This is a genomic window from Ruminococcus sp., assembly GCF_017650195.1.
Taxonomy (GTDB): domain Bacteria; phylum Bacillota; class Clostridia; order Oscillospirales; family Ruminococcaceae; genus Ruminococcus.
In genome coordinates this window covers 1-5,501 of the sequence record NZ_JAGCFH010000133.1, presented here as the reverse complement: position 1 = coordinate 5,501, position 5,501 = coordinate 1, and the positions used below count along the sequence as shown (strand labels likewise).

Annotated in this window: 4 protein-coding genes; 3 read left to right on the top strand and 1 reads right to left on the bottom strand. The window is 39.0% G+C overall.

The features are described 5' to 3' along the window. Positions 1-326 precede the first annotated feature (326 nt). Entirely contained in the window at positions 327-1,976 is a 1,650-nt protein-coding gene (locus J6U00_RS15175; protein WP_365718260.1) for a DUF5131 family protein, read from the bottom strand. An 895-nt stretch (positions 1,977-2,871) separates the two neighbouring features. On the opposite strand from J6U00_RS15175, the gene J6U00_RS05990 reads away from it, so the two are divergent. From J6U00_RS05990 to J6U00_RS05980, 3 genes are all read left to right on the top strand, one after another. Continuing rightward, entirely contained in the window at positions 2,872-4,566 is a 1,695-nt protein-coding gene (locus J6U00_RS05990; RefSeq protein ID WP_296580151.1) for an EAL domain-containing response regulator, read from the top strand. A 3-nt stretch (positions 4,567-4,569) separates the two neighbouring features. Further along, positions 4,570-4,905 carry an Hpt domain-containing protein gene (locus J6U00_RS05985; RefSeq protein ID WP_296580149.1) on the top strand — a complete coding sequence of 112 codons (336 nt, stop codon included), beginning with the start codon at positions 4,570-4,572 and terminating at the stop codon, positions 4,903-4,905. A 136-nt stretch (positions 4,906-5,041) separates the two neighbouring features. Further along, on the top strand, positions 5,042-5,501 hold a 460-nt coding region (locus J6U00_RS05980; protein ID WP_296580147.1), incomplete at its 3' end, for an amino acid permease.

Sequence of the window (5,501 nt, the reverse complement as noted above, 5' to 3'; positions counted from 1 at the left end):
GTTACTACGGTTTATATCCCGCCTGTGAGACCTCCCCGATTAAGGTGCACACTCTTTCCCTCTACATATCTGCCGCATTTACTTTGCTGCTACTATGGTGATAGTTATCAGACTTTGCTGCTTTTGGCCAGCTTATCTATCGTAGCCAAGCCTTATATGCGATTTCTGTTCGTCAGACCAGAGGTTTGCTTACAGCTTCCTTCAGATTCCGCCTCACGGCAGACACCCTTGCTGTTCGGCTATACACTTCCCACTATCTGGGTGTGTTCGGAACTTTCACCCGTTAGATTGTGCCCATGTCGGGCAAACCAAAAAGGAGAGCTTTTTCAAGCTCTCCTGCTGTCTTTAATGTACTGTTCATTTTCATGATGAAAAACAGGAAGTGGTTCAAGATAGATGATATCGTCTCGCTTTGCAGCGTCACCCTCAGCAAGTACTGCGACCTTTGCTGCAACACTTCCTCCTGTCTGTATTACAAGGTCCTCCAGAGCCTTGACAGACTCACCTGTGCAGATAACATCGTCCACTATGAGGACACGCTTGTCCTTCATAAGCTCTGCGTCTTCTACATCAAGATAGAACTTTCGCTTCTTCAAATCCTTGACTGCCGCTTCATTTGCATCACTCATATACAGCTTGAGCAATTTCCGCGCGACGATATAGCCCCTGCCGCTTCGCCTTGACATTTCGTAGGCAAGTGGTATGCCCTTTGATTCGGCAGTAAGTATGATATCAAAATCCGGAGACCTGTCAAGGAGCCGCTTTGCGCTTTCCTCGGTAGTATCAACGTCGCCAAACATTACCAGAGTTGCGATGTTACGCTTATCGTTGACAGCACATTTCTCCAGCTTCCTGTTGAGCTCTGCCACCTTGATATCATATTTTTCGGCTGCATTCGCCTTCTTAAGTGCAAGGTTCCTGCTGCGGATAGACTTTGTTTCCATCATGGGCTTAGGCTCCTGTACAAGGAACTCATAGCCGTTGGCTTCAACTATGTTCTTTATATCATACTCCATTTTCAGCGGGATACCAAGCTCAATGCACTTATCGATAATATCCTTTATCCACTCGAACTTGAGCGGTATAGCGTCTTCGCCTATCTCGCTGCCAATGACAACCCAGCTGTTTTCCCTGCCGAAAGTCTTGACAAACTCGTCAAGGTGAACAGGCTTTATATACTCAAGCACAGGCTGGTATACAACACAGGCTGTAATATTATGACCGCTGGTCTTTTCAATGAGATCAGAGATACGAGAGGTCCAGCAGTTTTTGTCTACTGTACAGGAAATAACCACATTCCGCAGATCAATATCCGTGGGGATACTGCTAAGGTCTATTCCCTTCGGGCGCTTGGTCACCAGCTGGAAGGTATCCACGCACTTGTTCTTTCTGCGCTTAAGAGCATTCGCTGCGATTATCTGCTCAAGTACGTTTTGCTGCCATTCAGGCTTCCAGCAGCCGAAATCCGACATATATGTCAGGAACCAGTCAATCGGATTATCACTCTCGATATTGAAGAGCTCTGGGACATCGTTGCCTTCGGCGTCTTTTGTTATCTTATAGAAACCACGGAACACAGGCTTTGTATAGCTGTCCGTAACCTCAAAATGCTCCACTACCTTCTTGCTGAAGCAGTAGGGACAGTTGATAGGGCAGCCTACAACAGGGCTGTAAACCTTGGTATTCAGATGTGTATCATGATTTATATCCTTCAGAACGCGCTTCAAAGCCAACCTGTGTCCGTCATAGTACACACGGAGCTTACGTATCTGGTCAAGGATAGCAAGGCCAAGATCTTTATATTCTTCAAGCTCTTCCCTGACAGGATAAATCTCTACTCTCATTTTCGTGAAGTCATACCCCTTGAAATTGATGTAGAAAATATTCATAAGCCTGTTTATTATCTCAGGCTTGTCGAGCATAGTTATAATGCCCGCCGACAGAGCGTCGGTATAATAGTCTTCAATTCTCAGCATAAAGCATCTTGCCTTTCAGTATTTCTTTTTCACGTTTTCTGAAAGGAGCTTATGAACGAGCTACCTTCAGAATGCCGATCTTGTCTGTCATGCCACACTGTACCGGGTCATTATGACTCAGCTGCAGTGCTGACAGAAGTCTTACGTGGAGCTTTTTCTAAATTACGAATATACCTGTGATGAGATTGAAGAAATATTGCTAAATTATAACTTGCTCCGCTAAGTATTACGTGATGTCAAGTACTTATACGGTGAAGAAGAGTATTAAGATTAAGTTTTATTTTTAATTCCCACCTATAAATTCCGCTTTCAGTATGGTAAGTTATACCATTCCACATTGATTATATCATATTTAATGGGAAAAAGTCAATATGATATTCGCATTATGCAAAATTTTCTCACATTATGAGAAAAAAGTAAACATCTAGTCGGCATAAAATGTGTTAATTATTTTAAACGATCTTTTGTGTCACGTTCATTCACAGCATAGACGGCTTATATACATTGTCTGAAGCTTTTTTCTCACGTCATATCCGTGCTTAGTTTTTATGATGTATTTTACGCTCGTTAACTTTGGTTACCATAGGTTGAGCTAGGCCATCTTGACCTCTTGTGGCATTCAAGGGTTGTACTATATTCAGCCACGTGTATTCTGTCCGTGATCAGTACAGTCACCATCTGCTATAAATAGTAATTTTTTTACTTAAATCATATATAAAAACTATAACATCAAAAAAATGTTAAAATCATTAACGGCTTTTTCATCAAATAATCAATATTTGATTCAGAATTAAATCAATTAGTCTATTGATTTAGTTTATTTACACATAATAATTGAAAACATATAGATATTATAGTATAATATTTCCAAATCATCGTATTAGGAGTGATAAATATGCAGGAATTACTCGAACGGAAGCAAGGGCTTCATAGGACTGTTCTAATTGTTGATGATGAATTAATTGAAAGAGAAATGCTGGCTGCTATGCTTAATGAATCATATGAAGTAATTTTTGCTTCAAATGGTGTAACAGCGCTTGAAATCATCAAACATGAAAAAACAACACTCTCCATTATTCTTCTTGACCTGCATATGCCTAAACTTGACGGCTACAGTTTGCTTAAAATATTACGTTCGGATAGTGAGCTATGGCGTATTCCTGTTATTGTACTCACCTCTGAAAAAAATGCAGAAGTCAAAAGTTTACAGCTTGGCGCGGCTGATTTTATATCAAAGCCATATGAAGCTCCTGAAATCATAAGAGCAAGGATAGAACACGCCATCGAGCTTTCCGAAGACAGGATAATCATTCATGAAACAGAAAGAGACGTACTTACAGGGCTTTTTAACAAAGAATTCTTCTTTGAGTACGGACGACGACTTGATAATCAAAATGAAAATATGCCTATGGACGCTCTTGTTCTGGATATAAACCGTTTTCATATCATTAACGAGCTTTATGGAAGAGCATATGGAGATATACTATTAAAAAAACTTGGAAACAGTATACATAATCTGGTTTGTGAGACAGGAGGACTTGCCTGCCGTAGAAACAGTAACTGTTTTGGTATATATATACCTCATATGGACAATCCCAAAGATCATATATCACGGTTTATTTCAATGATTGAAGAAGTTTTGGATGATCGAAAAATAAGTATAAGATTAGGAATCTATTCAGATGACGGCAGTGATCTTGATATGGAACAGCGTTTTGAACGAGCTGAACTTGTATGCCGAAAGATAAAAAATCACTATACAACCTGTTTCGATATATATAATGCCGAATTACATAGTAAAGAACTGCATTCGGAACGGCTCATAAATGATATGGACAGCGCTCTTGTAGAAAAGCAATTCAAAGTTTTCTATCAGCCCAAATATAATATTTGTGACGGTAAGCCTGTGTTGACTAGTGTCGAAGCTCTCGTACGTTGGTTTCACCCAGAATTTGGTATGATTCCACCTGGTGAATTTATAACGTTGTTTGAAGATAATGGTCTTATCAGACAGCTTGATAAATATGTTTGGAGTGAAGCTGCAAATCAGATAAAAAAATGGAAAGAAGAGGGATTTAACGTTCCTGTATCTGTAAATGTCTCAAGAGTTGATGTCTTTAACCCTCGATTAGTCGACATATTAAGCGATATAATTAAAAGCAGTGAGATCGACAGCGAAAGTTTATTGCTTGAAATAACCGAATCAGCGTATTCCGATAATGCACAACAGATAATAAATACCGTGATGAACCTTCGTGAAAATGGTTTCAAGATTGAAATGGACGATTTTGGAAGCGGATATTCATCACTGAATATGCTGTGTTCTTTACCGATAGACGCACTTAAACTAGACATGGAATTTATAAGGAATATATGCGACAATAAAAAGCATTTTCGTTTAGTCGGAATAATGATCGATATTGCAAGAATTCTTGAAGTTCCTGTCATAGCTGAAGGTGTGGAAACCAAGGAACAACTTGATCTTTTGGAAGATTTAGGCTGTGATATTATTCAAGGATACTATTTCTCCAAACCTCTTCCAGCAGAAGAACTAACTGCTCTTTTAAAATCGGAAGTTAGGAGTGTATAAAAAATGATAACGCTAAATAAACTCATTGACTACGGTGCAGATGTAAAAAATGGTCTTATGCGCTGTATGAATAAAGAGGATTTTTATCTCAAACTTGTAAATAAGTCTCTCGATGATAACAGATTAACTGATCTTGAGCAGCAGATACGAATCAAAGATTATTATTCAGCTTTTGAAACTGCTCATACGCTGAAAGGTATGTATTCAAGCCTTTCTTTAACTCCTTTGACAGTTCCAATTAGTAAAATGGCCGAACTTCTTCGTAACGAGACAGATACGGATTATACTGCTTTATTGGAAGAAGCAAAGACTCAGTTTCAAAAGCTGTGTAATTTGTAATGAAAAAGCGGGAACAGTTCTTTTTGAGTTGCTCCCGTTTATCATTTATTTGCTAGACAGTGATGATATTTCAAAGAATATTCTTAATTTGAATTGAATGCTATACATGAAAGGTGGTAAAACTGTGGAAGGTCAAATGAAAACTGATATAAAAAAGCCATATTTATCCAAACTTGATGCTTGGTCAATGGCGTTTGGCTGTATGGTCGGGTGGGGAGCTTTTGTGATGCCCGGAACTACTTTCCTTCCTATTGCTGGTCCACTTGGTACAATAATTGCTATGTTAGTCAGTACACTTATCATGTTAGTTATAGGATATAATTTTTCATTTTTGATGAACCGAAATCCCGGTGCAGGAGGTGTTTATTCTTATACAAAAGAAGCTTTCGGCAGAGATCACGCATTTTTAAGTTCATGGTTTCTTTGTTTATCTTATCTAACTATAGTATTTCTAAACGGTACTGCGCTTTTTGTTGTACTGCGAACAATATTTGGGGATGCCATACATACCGGTTTTCATTACACAGTCTCAGGAAATAAGGTATACCTTGGAGAAATATTTGTTTCCGTAAGTGCACTTGGTGGTGTTGGTGTAT

Excerpts from the sequence above, each read along its gene's own strand:
- J6U00_RS05985 (WP_296580149.1), top strand. The coding sequence starts at position 4,570 with ATGATAACGCTAAATAAACTCATTGACTACGGTGCAGATGTAAAAAAT.
- J6U00_RS15175 (WP_365718260.1), bottom strand. The coding sequence starts at position 1,976 with ATGCTGAGAATTGAAGACTATTATACCGACGCTCTGTCGGCGGGCATT.
- J6U00_RS05990 (WP_296580151.1), top strand. The coding sequence starts at position 2,872 with ATGCAGGAATTACTCGAACGGAAGCAAGGGCTTCATAGGACTGTTCTA.